General features: G+C 60.5%; 14 protein-coding genes. 9 read left to right on the plus strand and 5 right to left on the minus strand.

Going from position 1 to position 15,193, the window contains the following annotated elements:
* The first annotated feature begins 22 nt into the window (after positions 1–22).
* The 5 genes from OCW50_RS23035 to OCW50_RS23055 all read left to right on the plus strand — a co-directional run bounded on the left by OCW50_RS23035 (position 23) and on the right by OCW50_RS23055 (position 5,606).
* Positions 23–1,156, plus strand: coding sequence for a glycosyltransferase family 4 protein (locus OCW50_RS23035; protein WP_262299114.1), 1,134 nt, complete (start codon positions 23–25; stop codon positions 1,154–1,156).
* Positions 1,153–2,265 carry a CgeB family protein gene (locus OCW50_RS23040; protein WP_262299115.1) on the plus strand — a complete coding sequence of 371 codons (1,113 nt, stop codon included), beginning with the start codon at positions 1,153–1,155 and terminating at the stop codon, positions 2,263–2,265. Before OCW50_RS23035 ends, OCW50_RS23040 begins: the two co-directional genes overlap by 4 nt.
* Positions 2,262–3,356 carry a CgeB family protein gene (locus tag OCW50_RS23045; protein ID WP_262299116.1) on the plus strand — a complete coding sequence of 365 codons (1,095 nt, stop codon included), beginning with the start codon at positions 2,262–2,264 and terminating at the stop codon, positions 3,354–3,356. The genes OCW50_RS23040 and OCW50_RS23045 overlap by 4 nt, the downstream gene beginning before the upstream one ends.
* Positions 3,353–4,462: a CgeB family protein gene (locus OCW50_RS23050; protein WP_262299117.1), complete on the plus strand. Its 1,110-nt coding sequence runs from the start codon at positions 3,353–3,355 to the stop codon at positions 4,460–4,462. Before OCW50_RS23045 ends, OCW50_RS23050 begins: the two co-directional genes overlap by 4 nt.
* A gap of 109 nt (positions 4,463–4,571) precedes the next feature.
* Entirely contained in the window at positions 4,572–5,606 is a 1,035-nt protein-coding gene (locus OCW50_RS23055) for a UDP-glucuronic acid decarboxylase family protein (protein ID WP_262299118.1), read from the plus strand.
* 251 nt (positions 5,607–5,857) lie between these two features.
* Here OCW50_RS23055 and OCW50_RS23060 read toward each other — a convergent pair whose 3' ends face one another.
* The gene (locus tag OCW50_RS23060; protein WP_262299119.1) at positions 5,858–7,048 is read right to left on the minus strand and encodes a YihY/virulence factor BrkB family protein; all 1,191 of its coding nucleotides are present in this window, start codon (positions 7,046–7,048) and stop codon (positions 5,858–5,860) included.
* Positions 7,049–7,308: 260 nt separating this feature from the next.
* Between OCW50_RS23060 and OCW50_RS23065 the strand changes: the two genes are divergently transcribed.
* Entirely contained in the window at positions 7,309–7,518 is a 210-nt protein-coding gene (locus OCW50_RS23065) for a hypothetical protein (RefSeq protein ID WP_262268041.1), read from the plus strand.
* Between the two features lie 80 nt (positions 7,519–7,598).
* Here OCW50_RS23065 and OCW50_RS23070 read toward each other — a convergent pair whose 3' ends face one another.
* Positions 7,599–7,835, minus strand: coding sequence for a hypothetical protein (locus OCW50_RS23070; protein WP_262268040.1), 237 nt, complete (start codon positions 7,833–7,835; stop codon positions 7,599–7,601).
* A gap of 72 nt (positions 7,836–7,907) precedes the next feature.
* Here OCW50_RS23070 and OCW50_RS23075 point away from each other — a divergent pair, with 72 nt between their 5' ends.
* On the plus strand, positions 7,908–8,294 hold the full coding sequence (locus tag OCW50_RS23075) for a response regulator (protein WP_262268039.1): 387 nt from the start codon (positions 7,908–7,910) through the stop codon (positions 8,292–8,294).
* 55 nt (positions 8,295–8,349) lie between these two features.
* Here OCW50_RS23075 and OCW50_RS23080 read toward each other — a convergent pair whose 3' ends face one another.
* From OCW50_RS23080 to OCW50_RS33240, 3 genes are all read right to left on the minus strand, one after another.
* A complete protein-coding gene (locus tag OCW50_RS23080; protein WP_262299120.1) occupies positions 8,350–9,225 on the minus strand; it encodes an aldose 1-epimerase family protein in 876 nt (291 codons plus the stop codon).
* Positions 9,226–9,348: 123 nt separating this feature from the next.
* Positions 9,349–9,738: a response regulator gene (locus OCW50_RS23085; RefSeq protein WP_262299121.1), complete on the minus strand. Its 390-nt coding sequence runs from the start codon at positions 9,736–9,738 to the stop codon at positions 9,349–9,351.
* A 340-nt stretch (positions 9,739–10,078) separates the two neighbouring features.
* Positions 10,079–13,090 (minus strand): bifunctional diguanylate cyclase/phosphodiesterase, encoded by a 3,012-nt coding sequence (locus OCW50_RS33240; RefSeq protein WP_315974464.1) that lies wholly within the window; start codon positions 13,088–13,090, stop codon positions 10,079–10,081.
* Between the two features lie 921 nt (positions 13,091–14,011).
* Between OCW50_RS33240 and OCW50_RS23105 the strand changes: the two genes are divergently transcribed.
* Both OCW50_RS23105 and OCW50_RS23110 read left to right on the plus strand, forming a co-directional pair.
* Positions 14,012–14,698, plus strand: a complete 687-nt coding sequence (locus OCW50_RS23105; protein WP_262268036.1) for a response regulator transcription factor — start codon at positions 14,012–14,014, stop codon at positions 14,696–14,698.
* Between the two features lie 72 nt (positions 14,699–14,770).
* A complete protein-coding gene (locus OCW50_RS23110; protein WP_262299122.1) occupies positions 14,771–15,133 on the plus strand; it encodes a hypothetical protein in 363 nt (120 codons plus the stop codon).
* The last annotated feature ends 60 nt before the right edge of the window (positions 15,134–15,193 follow it).

Raw genomic sequence — 15,193 nt, forward strand, 5'->3', positions numbered from 1 at the left:
TTGCGTGACAACGAGAGACGCCATGGCATGGCCTGACGGTGTAGCAGGTCTGCATGTGCTGATGACAGCAGATGCGGTCGGCGGGGTCTGGCAATACGCGCTCGATCTCAGCGATGGTCTGCGTGCACACGATGTCAGCACCACGATCGCCGTGCTCGGGCCTCCTCCATCGGCCGATCAGCAGGCGGCGGCTCAAGCCTCGGGTGCGACCCTTGTGATGACGGGCCTCTCGCTGGACTGGACCGCCCAATCCCCGCATGAGGTCGAGGAAGCCGGCGAAGCGATTGCCCGTCTCGCCGCGGACCTTCGCCCGGATCTCGTTCATCTCAACGCGCCGGCGCTGGCTGCTCGCGCGAACTTCGACATTCCTGTCGTGGCCGTGTGTCACTCTTGCGTTGCGACCTGGTGGCAGGCTGTGAAAGGCGGCTCCCTGCCGGAGGAATTCGTATGGCGGACCGAACTCGTCAAGAGAGGCTATGCGTCTGCCGGCCGCCTCCTGGCGCCGACCCTCGCATTCGCTCACGCCACGGCGAAGGCCTATGAACTCTCCCAGGTCCCGAGTGTCGTGAGAAATGGCAGGCGACCCGCGCCGGTCTCGGCAAGCGGGCCAAACGGCGATTTCGTCTTCACGGCTGGGCGCCTCTGGGACGAGGGTAAGAACTTTGCAGGCGTCGACCGCCTTGCATCCCGTCTCGCCATACCGGTTCTCGCCGCCGGATCGGTTCAAGGACCCAATGGCGCGAAAGCTCAGGCCGCTCATGCCAGAGTGCTCGGCCAGTTGAGCGACATGGAGGTTGCCCGGCACCTGAGCGGCAAGCCGATCTTCATCTCGCTGGCGCGATATGAGCCCTTCGGTCTTGCCGTTCTGGAAGCCGCCCAGATGGGATGCGCCTTGATCCTTTCCGACATACCGACGTTCCGGGAATTGTGGAAGGATGCCGCGCTGTTCGTCGATCCGGACGACGAGAGCGCCGTTATCGAGGCAACCGAACGCCTTGTCCGGGATCCGGAAACCCGCCGCGTCCTAGGGAGCGCTGCACGAGCACGCGCCGACGCCTACACCATCGAAGCCATGAGTGCCGGGGTTCTGAGCGCGTATCGGTCCCTCCTGGAACCGAAGCCCTCGCGATCCCCCCTTGAGGGAGCCGCTGCATGAAGTTCGTGTATTTCACCCATTCCCTCGCCTCGTGCTGGAACCATGGCAACGCGCATTTCCTGCGCGGCGTCCTGCGAGAACTCGTTCATAGAGGGCATGCTGTCGCCGCCTACGAGCCACGGGGAGCCTGGAGCCTCGAGAACCTCCTCAAGGATCATGGAGATGCAGGGCTCGATGCCTATCGCAGCCTCTACCCTGAATTGTCCTCGGACGTCTTCGACCCGGACCTGGACATCGAGGAGGCCCTTGCCGATGCCGACGTGGTGATCGTTCATGAATGGAACGAACCATGGCTGGTCGCAGCGATTGGAAAAGTGCGCCGGCAGGGCGGCCGGTTCACGCTCCTGTTCCATGACACGCATCACAGAGCCGTCAGCGATCCCGATGCCATTCGTCAGTTCGATCTCGACGGCTATGACGGCGTCCTCGCATTCGGGGAAACTCTCGCGGAGGTCTATCGACGCTGGGGCTGGGGAGATCGGGTCCATGTCTGGCACGAGGCTGCCGATACAAGGCTCTTTCACCCGCCTGCGCGTGACGTGGGGCGGAACGGCCTGGTGTGGATCGGCAACTGGGGTGACGGCGAGCGAAGCGCGGAGCTCGAAAGCTTCCTGTTCCGCCCCGCCCAGGCGGTCGGCCTTCCTCTCGATATCTACGGCGTGCGGTATCCTGACGAGGCGCTGCGCATGCTGGCGCGCTATGGCGTCACCTATCGCGGCTGGCTGCCGAACGCCCGGGCTCCCGAGGTGTTCGCGCGCCATGTGGCGACCGTTCACGTACCGCGGCGGTTCTATGTCGAGGTGCTCCCAGGCATTCCGACGATTCGCGTCTTTGAGGCTCTTGCCTGCGGGATTCCGCTGATCTCCGCGCCCTGGCGCGACTCCGAAGGCTTGTTCAATCCCGGATCTGATTTCCTCGTTGCCGAGAATGAGACGCAGATGGAACGCCATATGAAGGCGGTTCTCCATGATCCGGACCTGCGCAAGTCGCTGGTGGAGAATGGCCTCGACGCCATTCGCAGCCGGCATTCCTGTGCTCATCGCGCCGAACAGCTCCTCTCTCTTCTCGCAGATCATGGCGCCGCGTCGCCAATGGAGATGTCCGCATGAAAATCGCCTTTTATGGCTCCAGCCTTCTGTCCTCGTATTGGAATGGTGCCGCCACCTATTATCGTGGTCTCCTGAGCGACCTCGCCCGCCGTGGCTACAGCATCACGTTCTACGAGCCGGATGCGTTCGACCGCCAGAAGCATCGGGATATCGAGCCGCCGGACTGGGCGGAGGTGAAAGTTTATCCTGCGACGGTCGAGGCCATGCGTGGAGTCGTGTCGGAGGCGGCAAGGGCCGATGTCGTGGTCAAGGCTTCCGGCGTCGGTGTTTTCGACAGCGAGTTGCTGGAAGGGATCGTTGCAGCGTCTCGTCCCGACGCGATCCGCATCTTCTGGGATGTTGACGCGCCTGCAACCCTCGCTGAACTGCGCGGAAGCCCCGATCATCCGCTGCATCGCGCAATGCCGGCTCTCGATCTTGTGCTGACCTATGGCGGCGGTCCGCCGGTGATTGACGCCTATGAGAGCTTCGGCGCCCGCCAGTGCATCCCGATCTACAATGCCTGCGATCCGTCGACCCATCATCCCGTCCCGGCGGATGATCGCTTTCGGGCAGATTTGTCCTTCCTCGGCAATCGTCTGCCCGATCGCGAGGCTCGTGTGGAGCAGTTCTTTCTGGAGCCCGCCGCCCAGCTCCCGGACCGTCAATTCCTGATAGGCGGCAATGGCTGGGAAACAAAGGGAATGCCGTCGAACGTCCGTCACATCGGCCATGTTTACACGCGCGACCATAACGCCTTCAACACAAGCCCGCTGGCGGTTCTCAACATTGCCCGCGACTCGATGGCAAGCACCGGATATTCGCCCGCAACCCGCGTTTTCGAGGCTGCGGGAGCCGGAGCGTGCCTGATCACGGATGCCTGGATCGGCCTGGAGTTGTTCCTGAAGGAAGGAGAAGAGGTGCTGGTGGCCCGCGACGGCAGGGATGTCGCTGACCATGTCGAGGCCCTTAACCCCGAGCGTGCCCGCGCGATCGGCGCCGCGGCGAGGGAGCGGATCATGGCTGAGCACACGTATACCCGCCGCGGCGCCGAGGTGGATGCGATTCTGCGCCAGGAAGTCTCCCGGAAGCGCGAGAGGAGCGTGGCGTGACCAAGCTCCGCGTCGTTGTCCTGGGATTGAGCCTGTCCTCCTCATGGGGGAACGGCCATGCGACAACCTTCCGCGCGCTGTTGAGGGCTTTCGCGGCGCGGCATCACGATGTGCTTTTCCTGGAGCGCGACGTGCCGTGGTATGCCTCTCATCGCGATCTGAAGGATCCTGACTTCTGCCGGCTGGAGTTCTATTCCAGCCTGGAGGATCTCAAGCGATACCAGGAAGCGATCAAGGAAGCCGATGCGGTCATTGTCGGCTCCTATGTGCCGGACGGTGTCGAGGTCGGCCGCTACGTCCAACAGACAGCCCAGGGCGTCGTGGCGTTCTATGACATCGACACGCCCGTGACGCTCGCGAAACTGGCGAGGGGCGACTACGAGTACCTCGCGCCCGGCCTGATCCCGGATTACGACGTCTACTTCTCGTTCACCGGAGGGCCGACGCTCGACGTGCTGATGGCGAACTACGGTTCGCCCGCCGCCCGGGCGCTTTATTGTTCGGTCGATCCCGAAGCATATCCGAGCCTTGACGAGGAGAAGCGCTGGGATCTGAGCTATCTCGGGACTTACAGTCCCGACCGGCAGCCGACCCTGGAGCGGCTCCTGATCGAGCCGGCCCTGCGAGCGCCTCATCTTCGTTTCGTCGTTGCCGGCCCCCAATATCCGGCAGACATCGCTTGGCCGGAAAACGTCGAGCGCATCGATCATGTGCCTCCGAGCGGCCACCCGGCCTTTTATGCGCGGAGCCGCTATACTCTCAACGTGACCCGGGCCGACATGATCAGGGCAGGGTACAGCCCGAGCGTTCGCCTGTTCGAGGCCGCAGCCTGTGGAACGCCGATCATCTCCGACATGTGGGACGGAATCGAGACGCTTCTCGAACCTGATCGGGAGATCGTGCTGGCGCGCCAGTCTGACGATGTTCTCACGGTTCTCGCTACTTGGCCCGACGACAGGAGAAGGGACCTGGGAAGCCGAGCACGGCTCCGCATTCTCGAAGAGCATACATCGGCTCACCGTGCCGCATCGATGGAGCGGGATCTTTTCGAAGCCCTTCGAAGCCGACGTCAGGAACGGCCGCTCGCTTTGGCAGTTGAGTCCTGATGCTATGAATAGATTCAAGCGAGGCATTGAACAAATGCCAGGCTTTGCGGTTGGGGCAGAGTAGGTTTGTACCTTGAGACCCTCTGAAGGTCTGAGAAGGAGCGTTCTCATGAAGAATGGCACAAGTAAGCATGTTCTCGTAGCCGGTGGGGCCGGATTCCTTGGGTCGCACCTCTGCGATGCTCTTCTCAGCGAAGGTGCTCATGTGACCGTCCTCGACAATTTTCAAACGGGTCGAAAGCAGAATATCCGCCATTTGGAGCGGGAGCCGCGCTTCGATGTCATCGACAGCGATATCATCAAGCCTCTGCCGACCCGGCTGCGGTCGAAGCGGCTGAAGGTCGATCAGGTCTTCAATCTTGCCTGTGCAGCCTCCCCTCCGCATTATCAAGCCGATCCGGAGCACACGATGCTGACGAGCGTCGTGGGCACGCACAATCTTCTCACGTTCGCTGAGGCGACAGGTGCCCGCTTCTTTCTCGCTTCGACCAGCGAAATCTATGGCGATCCGGAAGTGCACCCGCAGACGGAGAGCTATTGGGGCAACGTCAATCCGACCGGGCCGCGCGCATGTTATGACGAAGGCAAGCGCGCCGCCGAGACGCTGACCTTCGACTTCGACCGTGCAGGAAGGGCCGACGTTCGCGTGGCGCGGATCTTCAATACCTATGGCCCGCGCATGCGTGCCGACGACGGCCGCGTCGTGTCCAACTACATCTGCCAGGCTCTTGCAGGCGAAGAGATCACGGTCTACGGGGACGGAAGCCAGACACGATCGTTCTGCTACGTGTCCGACCTCGTCGATGGTTTCTTGCGCCTGATGGCCTATGACGGCCCGTTCCCGGGTGCGGTCAACCTCGGCAACCCGGTCGAGCTCACCGTGGGTGATCTGGCCGAGAAGGTTCTCGCCATGACCGGCTCTTCTTCCCGCGTTGTCACGCGGCCTTTGCCGGTCGATGATCCGCGCCGCCGGCGTCCCGACATATCCCTGGCCAAGAAACTCCTCGGATGGTCGCCACGCACAGCGCTGGATACTGGCTTGGGAGCGACGATTGCCTGGTTCTCGGACGAACAGGCCAATGACGGCACGTTGCCTCGCAAGATACCGGCTGTCGGAGGTACGATCTCGGCCGGACAAGTCTAGAGCATTTTTCGGCGAAGTGGACCCGGTTCGCCGTCAAACATGCGGCAAGCCAAAGAAGAGAGGTGATTCCACGCCAGGGGAAACAGCTCTAAGGCCCTGCGACAGACATAGACGGCCCATAGGGGCGCGCTGGATAACCAACAGCGCGCCCTTGTTCGTTCGGGATCGATGGCGGAGCGGGACGCCTCAGGCATCGACATGAAAGAAGGCGCCCCCCGGGGAAGCGCCTTCTCTGGTCGTTCTTCCGGTGATCAGCTCTTCGCGACCCCGATCGTGTCGGCCATCCGTGCGCCACGAACGCCCATGGGCTGGTCGGTGCCTTCGGTTGTATCCTTCGCCGTCTGGTGCTCCATCTCCGAGTTGATCTCGGCACCCAGCAAGACGACGATTGTCGACAGCCAGATCCAGGTCATGAAGCCGATGACGGCGCCAAGCGAGCCATAGGTCTCGTTGTAGCTTCCGAAATTCGCGACATACCATGAGAACAGCATGGAGACGGCAAGCCACAGGACCGCAGCGATGATCCCGCCGGGCGTGACCCACCGCCACTCTGCCTTGTCACGGCTCGGCCCGAACCGGTAGATCAGCGATAAGCCCAGCACGACTCCGATCAGCAGAATCGGCCAGCGCGCAAGGGATACCAGCCATTCGGCTCCTGAGCCCAGGCCGATGAAGTTGAGCACGATCGGCAGAACGATGATTCCGGTGAGGGCGACAAGAATGAAGACGATCGCTCCCAAGGTGAAGGACAGGGACATCAGGTTCAGTTTGATGAAGCTTCTCTTCTCCTCCTCGCCATAGACGATGTTGAGGGCGTCGAAGATGGCCTTCATGCCGGCATTGGCGCTCCACAGGGACAAGCCAAGACCGAAGATGAAGCCGAACCCGAGAGCACCGCCGCCCTTGGACGCGATACGGGTGACCTGTTCGCGGATGATGTCGAGCGCACCCCCGGGCAACACGCCCGACAGGGTATTGAGATGATCCTGGATCGTGGCCGGATCGGCAAAGAGGCCGTAGATGGAGACAAGGGCTGCGATCGCCGGAAAGAGCGCCAGCAGGGCGTAGTAGGTGACGCCGGCCGCAACCGACATGATGCGGTCTTTGCCGAACTCTTCATAGGTGCGCCACAGGATGTCTTTCCATCCTTGGGCTGGGATCTCCGTTGGCGTGTCGGCGCTCCGCCCGCGCCCCTTCTCGGCAGCTGCCTGCGGCGGGGCATGCTGCTTCTCGCCCAAGTCTGAATCGCTCCGTCGGTCCTGACGGCGGGTCGATGCCGGTTGCGACGACGATCGTCCTGTTTGGACGGGATCCGCGCGATCCCCTCCGACAACGAGCCGAAGGAGGGCCCATCCGAGCACCACGGCCCACATGGTCGTGACAGTCGAGGTTGAGGAGGATTGCCTCCCTCCAAGTTGCTGAATTGCCGGATTATTCGCCATGATCGACACTGCCTCGGTTGTCGGGTGCAGGCCGAACGGCCTGGTTCAACCGTAAACCTTCCGAATTACTCAGTGGTTCCACGCACTTATTGAGTGGAGACGGTCCTGAACTACTCACCATAAGGTTTGGTCTTGATCTGCATTGCAGAGGCGGAGAGCCGGTTCGTCGGTTTTGCACGACCGCATTTGATCGGACGCTTTAACCCGGATGCAAGACTCTCTGGACCAGTGTCTCCCTCGATCCACGAGGAGGGTCTGAGATGGACGAGTGGTCAGGACGCAAGTGGGAGCCAGTCACGGAGGAGCGTCTGCTTCGGGCGATCGATGTGCTGGTCGATATCGCGAAGGAGCACGGGCCGGCTTTCAATCCGGTCCTTGAAACGGTCCGCCAGGAGCTGCACGAATTCCGCTCCCGGACGAAGCCCATGGCCGAGCAGGCAGAGCAAGCCCCTGTCCGCAAGGCAGGCTGAGCCCGCTGCTGCCACGGAACCTGTGAGGGGGCACCGCCATTTGTCCAGCTGTCGGGCGGTGCTTCCCTCAGGAGGGTTCATCAGGCGGGCTGAAGCTGCTCCTCGCGCACGAGGCGCTCCGGGCCTTGCTGGTTGCCTTTGATGTGGTACTGAAAGCCGCTGCTGTCGGCAGGGAGAAGTCGGATCACCTCCCAGGTGTCTTGAGGCTGGACGACGTCGATGGTCGCAACCATGTTCAGGAAGGCCTCGACGGTGTTGGTGCTGGCAAGCTTGACCATTCGCACCTGATCTCCGACCTTGTACTTGTGCGATGCCATGTCTCTGGATTCCCGCTCAAAAACCTACCTGAGCTGTAGGAACTAACATAAGTTAGTTTCGTTCCATGGCTCATGATGAACAAATATTCAGAGGACACTCCGGTTGTTCTGCTCGTCGAGGATGAACTCCTCGTGCGGATGGCGGCGGCCGGCGATTTGGAAGATGCCGGCTTTCATGTGCTGGAAGCGGCCAATGCCGATGTAGCCCTTGCGGTTCTGGAAACCTGCTCCGACGACGTCCAGGTGCTTTTTACCGACATCGACATGCCGGGATCCATGAATGGACTTGATCTGGCTGAAAATGTCCAGCAACGGTGGCCGCACATCTCGCTCCTGATCTCGTCTGCCTATCACAAGCCCACCCCCGGGCAGATCCCCGATGACGGCCGTTTCGTCCCGAAGCCGTATTCCAGCGAAGACGTGGTTCAGCACATCCGTGAACTCGTGACGAGCCAATAGGCCGGGCGGGCATCGGAGTGGCCAACGCGCAGCTTGAAGGTCCCCGGCGACAGGATCAGACTCCCCCGTGACGGATCGTGATCTTCATGACGAAGTCACGCGCTCCGCCGGGCTGAATGAGAACAATGCCTGGCTTAGTGGACAATTCACCATCGAAGCCTTCCGGATCCGCATGACCCTGCCAAGGTTCGATGCAGATGAAGCCGGCGCCAGGCTTGGTCCAGATGCCCAGATGCGGCATCCCTGAGAAGTCGACACGGATCGATCCGCCCTGTGGCGCTCCATAGACGACCGATCGGCTTTCGAGGCGGTCGAAGACAAGAGCATCCGCCTCAAACAGCGCGTCGTCCAGTAAGAGCGTTCCATCGCGAACGGGGCTCGTCTCGGCTTTGCTGCTGATCAGACCGTCGACCGGCCGGCGAATTGGAGCGGGCTCCTCGCGCTCGAAACGAATTGCGTGTGCCTCCCGCGGCGCCCCAAACGGCAGCGGCCATCGAAAGGCCGGGTGAAATCCGAATGAGACCGGCATGGCGGCCGAGCCGGAATTGGTGACTGAAGCTGCGATCGTCAGCGTCGTTCCGTCGATCGTGTAGGAAACGTCGAGTTGGAAGGGAAACGGATACTGCCGAAGCGTGGCCTCGTCGGAATGCAGGCGGAACAGGCACCGGGACGGCTCGACCTCTTTGATCTCGAACCGGGATCCCCGTGCAAAACCATGCTTTGGCAGCTCATATTCGGAGCCATCGACTTGGATCCGATCATTGCTCACACGGCCGACGACGGGAAAGAGAAGTGGGGAGCGCCCAGTCCAGAAGGCAGGATCGCCGTCCCACAGAAGGTCCCGGCCCCGCTCGTCCTGAAGCCGAACGAGCTCTGCGCCTTTATCGGACACCTGAGCCCGGAGTTGGGGGCTCGCAATCGTAACGCTCATCGGAACAAGTCCTCGCTTGGCCGACCACCTTAGCACGGAGCGGGGCGTGGAGCCGATCACGGCGTGAGGGTATCGACAGATTTGATGAATGGCCCTTGGAGCGGCTTTCACCAAGCCTGAGCATCAGCGCGCAACCCTGACGAGTGGGGGTAGAACTTGCGCCAAGTCATTTGGGTTGAAGGGCTTTTCCCAGCACGGGACTGACGAGTAAGCCTGCGGAACGGAGGCCGGTGCATAACCCGTCGCAAACACGAACGGAATGCCTTGCTCGATCAGGGCGTCGGCGACAGGGAAGACGGCCGCGCCACGCAGGTTGATGTCGAGCACGGCCGCATCGACCTGCTCCGAAGACGAGAGCAGGGCCAGAGCTTTCTCCCGGTCAGAAGCAGGTCCGATGACCGTGGCGCCTAGTCTTTCCAAAGCCAGAGCCATGTCCTCGGCAATGAAATACTCGTCCTCGACCACGAGGATTCGACAATCCTGCAATGCCTGCGTGCTTTCAGAGACCGCCATGCGCCTACTCCTCTGCCAAACAACCTCGCGATGGGGCAGTCTTCTTGATAGGCTGGCTTGAGCATTAAAAGGAATAACATAAGTAAGCCCTGGAGGTTCCTCCCGGACCAGAAATGCTCGGGGAAGCTCAAACTCCTAAGGACGGTGATGGGCTTGGCCCGGCTGCCAGTACGGCCGGTTGGGCTGCGTTGCCGCCCGGCGTGCCATATCCCTCCGCCCTCTGCCCCTAGCGCATCGTGCGGAAAAGTGGATCCGGTTTTCCGTTCTGACCGATGCTCTCATTCAAGAAGAAAGCATCGGATCTGATCCCAAAAGTGGGTCCACTTTTGGGTCCGATGCTCTAGCGGCTCAAGAGTTCCATGTTTCTCTCAGATCGGGGCTTTATGAGCATTCTGTCCCACTGCATCAAGAGATCCGGGACATGGGACGCCGCCATGGGCTTCGCATAGAGGTAGCCCTGCGCATGATCACATCCCAGATCACGCAGGCGCCGGGCTTGACCATGCGTCTCCACGCCCTCCGCCGTCACCTGCAATTGCAGGCTTCTGCCAAGGCCGATGACGGCCGCCGTGATCGCCTCGTCGCCGGAATCATGCTCGAGATCACGGATGAAGCTTCTATCGATCTTGATGTGGTCGACGGGAAACTGCTTCAGGTGTGTCAGCGAGGCATAGCCGGTTCCAAAATCGTCGAGCGCAATCTGAATGCCGTGTTCCCGAAACTGTGCGAGAGCCGAGGCGACGTTGCTGGAGTTCCTCCCCAGGAGCACGGTCTCCGTGACCTCGACCTCGAAGACCCTGGGCGGAATTTTTAGCCAGTCGAACGTTCTCAACATGCCGTCGACCAGCCCCGACTGGCCGAACTCAGCCGGCGACAGGTTCAGCGCGATGCGGCCGAAAGGGAGGTCCTGATCAAGCCACTGACGCACATCCGCTGCGATCTTCGAGATCAGAGCCTTCCCGATCGATATTGCTGTTTCATGGTCCTCGAAGACGGCCCCGAAGGTGTCGGGAGTCAGAACGCCTTTCGTTGGATGCTGCCAGCGCGCCAGGGCCTCAAGGCCGACGATTTCGCCTGTCGAGAGATTCACTTTCGGCTGGTAGAACGGAATGATCTGATCGCTTTCGACCGCCTCTCGCATCCCTCGTCCCAAAGAGACGCGCTGTTCGAGAACTCTCCGCATGTCCGGCGAGTACGTGACGACTCTGTTGCGCCCCTGAGATTTTGCCTGGTACATGGCAATATCCGCATCTTTGACCAGTTCCGTCGGCGTCCCATCGTGATCTGGGAACGCCGCGACGCCGATGCTTACGCGACTGATGAGGGTTCGCTTCCGGTATGTGAAAGGCTTGCGCAGCATATCTGAAATCAAGGTGCCCAAACGCGCGGCGTTTTCGAGCTTGAGGGGATCGACAACCAGCACCGCGAACTCATCTCCACCGACCCGAGCCACGGTATCACAAGCGCGAACCATGGCCGAGAGACGACGGGCCGTCTCCTGCAGCAGCGCGTCACCCGCATCATGACCAAGCGTGTCGTTGATGTCCTTGAAATCATCCAGGTCGATCAGCAGGAGGCTGACGCTCGTGCCGCCCTTCTGGGCGGAAGCGAGGGCGGCCTCAAGCCGACGTTGGAAGAGATTGCGGTTGGGAAGACCCGTAAGCGCGTCGTGATTGGCCGAGCGCCAGATTTCCTCCTCGGCTTCCTTTTGCTCGCTGATATCGAACGTGACACCTACGATCCGATCGGTCCCGGCTCTCTCGGCCCGCGCTCGGAGCCATCGAATCTCACCGTTCGGCAGTACGTAACGGCACTCCACGGCGTCGGAACCGCGGATCTGGATCCGTTGAAGGAACTCTTCGACCCTCTGATGGTCGTCCGGATGGACACCCGTCATGAAGGTTCTATCAGTGCCAGGCGTGACGCCCAGGAGTGCAAGCGCATTCTCAGACCGCGTGGTGGCACCTGTCTGCGGATTGAACTCCCACGCCATCATATGCGCGGCTTTCAAGGCGAGACGCAAACGTTCTTCACTTTCCCTCAGAGCCTGCTCTGACTGCTTGCGCTCGTGAATATCCATGGCAATGCCGAACCATTGCTCAACCTTGCCGTGCTCATTCTTGAGCGGTTGCCCTCGGATGATGAACCAACGATGCATCCCATCCGACGCACGTCGCAGCGGCATCTCAAGTTCGAACGATTGACCGCCGCGAAGAGCGCCGTCCCACATCTCGGAAGCCCGCTCGCGATGGAGCGGGTGGATCACCGTGAACCAGCCTTTTGGCGTCGAGGCGGGACCGGGCCCTGCATATTCATGCCAAACATCGTTGCAGTATGTGAGTTCCCCGTCCGGATCGCTGAACCAGACCACCTGCGGAGACGTAAAGGAGAGGGGCATGACGTCCATGAGCGTGCGAAGGCGCTTCTCGCTCTTTCGGAGGCTCTGCTCTGCTCGGCGGAGCTCCGTCACGTCGCGGGAGATGCACAGATACGCTTGTGGAGTCCCATCGCGCCCCATGATGGGCGTGACCACCACGTCCCACCATCTCTGCCCCCCTGCCGTTGTCGCACAAGGGCCCTGAAAACGTCCAATCCCGCCCGATTTCGCTTTCTCGAGCGCTTCACACGCCTCTCTCTCGGCGACACCGCTCCAGAGATCAGCCCAGCTGCGACTTTCGATCGTACTGAAATCCGCCACATCCATCGCGCGCAAACCGCTTTGGCTCATGAAGCGAAGGCCACCTTTGAGGTCGAAGACTTTGATGCAGTCGTCGGAGCCGGCCAGCAGACGCCGCGTAAACTCCTCGCGGTCTGCGGCCGCCCTGTTGGCGAGCTTCAGCTCCAGTTGACACATCACCGCGCCCGCGAGGGCCGTCAAAGCGTGCTCCTGTTGCTCGCTCAAACCCTTCGGGCGTGCTTCGTGGCCGAGCACGCACAGCATCCCCAGCGGAAGGCCGTCCTTCGTTTTAAGAGGTGCTCCCGCGTAGAATGAAAACTTGGAACGTCCGTTGGCTAACGGATGATTCTGAAATCGAGGATCGGTTGCCAGGTCTGAAACAACAAACACTCCCGGATGCAGCATCGCATGGTTGCATATCGAGATCTCGCGAGGCGTCTCTGAGATCTCGAGGCCGATCCGCGCCTTGAACCACTGCCTGTGCTCATCCAGGAAGGAGATGAATGCCGTTTCCGTCTTGCAGATCTCTGCTGCAACTTTTGCGATGCTGTCGAATTCGAGCTCCGCTTCGGTATCAAGGATGTCGAATTGATGAAGGGCAGCAAGGCGGTCGACCTCGTTCCAACGAGGTGCATCGCAGTGGCCAGGACATTCTACCATTCTGAAATCGCCCACGCCGAAGCATACAAGTTGCTCAGGAGATGTCGGAGCCCAACGGACACAGCAGAATGGCGTCATGCCTCGAGGACATCTCGATCTGCCGCTGATGGAACATCCGGGCTCACAACCGGTAAAATGGCAAAGCGTCATGCTGGCCCGTCAATCAGGCCTGCCATAGTGCTGACGTTGGTTCTGTCTGCAATAAACTGAACTATATTCAACCCTGGGATAGCCGCCAGTTACGGTTGAGGTCAAGCAGCGGCGAAAGCTCCCTCGCCATTACGGTTAACAGGACCTACGCGGACCGGCGGACGTTCAACGGGCGTGCGGCCTTGCCCGACGGCCTCCGTCGGGCCGCAAGTCCAATAACGGGACGCGCGCGAGAGGAAGTCCGCTCCGCGCAATCTTCATCAGATACGAAGCGATGCGGGATTCGATCCTGGTGCGGGCTCCGGTTCAGGATTGCGATGAGCCGAGACCATTCGCGGCCGGGACCGGTCGTCAGCGGATTCGCCTGGAACGGTCGGGCGCCACGGATCGAGCGGGACAGGCGGATACGTGGTTCCACGTAGAGAAAAACTGCGGACACTACGTAGATATTTCGTGTCATCGGCGGCCAGCCTGCGCCGGTGACTGCAATTCTGCAACATCGGAATGGTAAAAAGCACTGGATTGTCAGCCTGTTGCTCCTGCGATCCGGAGAGGCCGCTGCCCCTGACCCTCACCGAGAGGCCCCTTAAGAGCTGCTTAAGGTTTGTTAAACGGCATTAACCATAACCTCGGGGTCGCTCCCATTATTTACGTATTGTCCGTCATGGGGGCAAAATATACATTCTCCACATCGCCGAATGACGTGGATATCCAAAGTAAATATATCCCTGGCGAAAAGCAAAAATGTGAAGAACGCACTTAATTATTAAGGCGGGGCAGAATAAAATGTATATCGTCGTCGATGACCGGCAGATGGTTACGTCTGGATATGTTGCAAGCTTCAAGCGCGAAGGCATATCCTCCCTTGGCTTGTACGCTAACGAATTCACCGACTGGCTGGAATCGGCATCCGACGCCGATCTCGAAGCGGTTCAAGGCTTCGTCCTTGGGAGCTTCGAAGAGCGGGTCCATTCTGCCGAAAGCATCCGCCGCTATTCCAAAGCCCCTATTATCGCTTTGAGCGATGTTCGGTCCCTCGAGGAGACCCTGGAACTCTTCACGGCGAAATTTGACGACGTCGTCCGCAAACCCGTCCATGTTCGCGAGATCCTCGCCCGGTCGGAAGCCGTGTGGCGTCGGGTCAATGCGGGTGCCGGAAAGAAGATGCACAACGACGCCGACCGGTTGAAGGTCTTCTTCGATGGTCGCGATCCGGAGGTCGACGGGATGCCTTTGGCGCTTCCGCGCCGCGAGCGGCATATCCTCGAATACCTGGTCCGCAAGAGAGGACATCGTCTGACCAAGAAGCAGATCTTCGACGCGGTCTATGGGATCTACAGCGACGACGTCGAGGACAGCGTCGTGGAAGGGCACATCAGCAAATTGCGGAAGAAGCTTCGGCAACGTCTTGGTTATGACCCTATCGATGCCAAGCGGTATATCGGCTATTCCTACGTCGGGGCAGCTTCATAGGTCTGCCCGTCGGAGGCTCCGTTCAGCGATCCGCGGCCGATAACCACCGGCCAGCGAAATCCCTGATATGTCGTGATTGCAGCAATCCCCCGCGGGCCCGAGCCCTCGCGGGGTTTTTTGTGTTGTCGCCATGATGCGGGAACGAGAGCCCGCCGCGGGAAATGCGCGGACCGTGGATCGCTGCTCGGCGGACGCAGCGCATGGACGGCATGGAACCTGGACCGGCAAAGGGTCTTTCCATCGATCAGTGCGCTGCAGCTGCTGAACATCGCAATGCAGCGGATCCCGATGTTTGACGAAAGTTCCGAAATAAAATCGGTTTGTCTTCATGGCGTTAACTTTATTGCAGGGAACGAGGACTTATTCTTCCTCAGCGTCATGAGTGAAGCTGCAATGACATGGGAGCTTTTCTGGATCGTCGTTCTTGACCCTTGAGGTCGTCGGACCGCGCCAGACCTGCCCCGACAAGAACATCAGCAGACCTCTGACGGAGTG

It is taken from the genome of Microvirga sesbaniae (assembly GCF_025460805.1).
GTDB lineage: Bacteria > Pseudomonadota > Alphaproteobacteria > Rhizobiales > Beijerinckiaceae > Microvirga > Microvirga sesbaniae.